The following is a 1,280-nucleotide window of genomic DNA, read 5'->3' on the forward strand; positions in this document are numbered from 1 at the left end:
TGCCCGTCGTTACGCCAGCGCACCCGGTCGCCTGTGCGGTACCACCGCTCACCGTCCAGATGTACGAAACGCTCGGCGGTGAGCGCCGGACGACGATGATAGCCACGCCCCACCCCGACTCCGCCGATGCACAGTTCACCGGATACGCCGATCGGCTGCTGCATGCCAGCAGACGACAGCACGCGGCACTCGACGTTGATTAGATTGCGGCCGATTGTCGGAGCCTCTCCCTGGACCAGACTCCAAGTCGCATCCACGCAACATTCCGTCGGACCGTAAACGTTGATCGCCACGCGCCCTGTACGCGATTGCCAAGCAATCAGCTCGTGCCACAACCTGGAAGTAATTGCCTCGCCGCCGATCACGATGTTCGGTAGGCAATCCTCGAGACCCGCCGCAAGCCAAGACTCCAGTAACGACGGCGTGCAATCCATCAGGTCCACCTGTTGCGATTGCAAGAGTGCGCGCAGCATCGCCGGATCGGTTTTCACGGCATCGGGCACGATTAGCAAGGATCCACCCCATGCCAACTGCAACAATCCCTTGATCGAACCGTCGAAGGCATGCGAGCCGATCAATGCCCAACAGCCGTGAAAGATGCCATCGGCGATACCGTCGGGGCCGAGATTCATCGCCAGGTTTGACAGCGACCGGTGTTCGATCAGCGCGCCCTTGGGGCGGCCAGTGCTGCCTGAGGTATAGATCGCATAGGCCAGATCGGCCGGCAACTCGTCCGGAATCTCGGGAGCGCTCTGCGGCCAGTGCGAGATGTCGGATGCATCCAGCATCCGCGCCGGCACGCCAAGCGCCGACAGACGCTCGGCTGTTGCAGCGTGTCCAAGCACGAGCGATGTTCCGCTGTCCTCCAGCACGTACTGCAGATGCGCATCGGGATAGGTTGGATCCAACGGCAACCACGCCGCGCCGGCCTTCAGCACGCCGAGAATCGCTACCGGCAGATCGACACCGCGCTCCAGGCACAGGGCGACCAGTGCACCGCTTTCCACACCCACATTGCGAAGATCGTGCGCCAATCGGCTGGAAGCATCGTCTAGTTCGCGATACGTCAATTGCGACTCGCCACAGCGGACGGCGAGCGCGTCAGGCGTCGCTACAGCCTGACCTGCAAACAGCCGGTGGAAACCGCGAGCCGGGAAAGGGCGCTTGTCGGCGTTACGCTTCGCAAGTGCCGTGCGCTCCTGCTCTTCAATCAGCGGCAGCGTCGCCAGCGTCGCCTCGGGACGCTCGACGATCTGCACCAACAGCTGTGCATACGCACG

General features: G+C 62.8%; 1 protein-coding gene. It reads right to left on the bottom strand.

What is annotated here, in order from left to right; translation table 11 throughout:
• The coding region (locus tag AC1KVG_RS21735) for an AMP-binding protein (protein ID WP_481095800.1) at window positions 1-1,259 on the bottom strand (1,259 nt) is incomplete at its 3' end.
• Between the last annotated feature and the right edge of the window lie 21 nt (window positions 1,260-1,280).

The sequence above is a fragment of the Xanthomonas sp. NCPPB 3959 genome, from assembly GCF_056675575.1.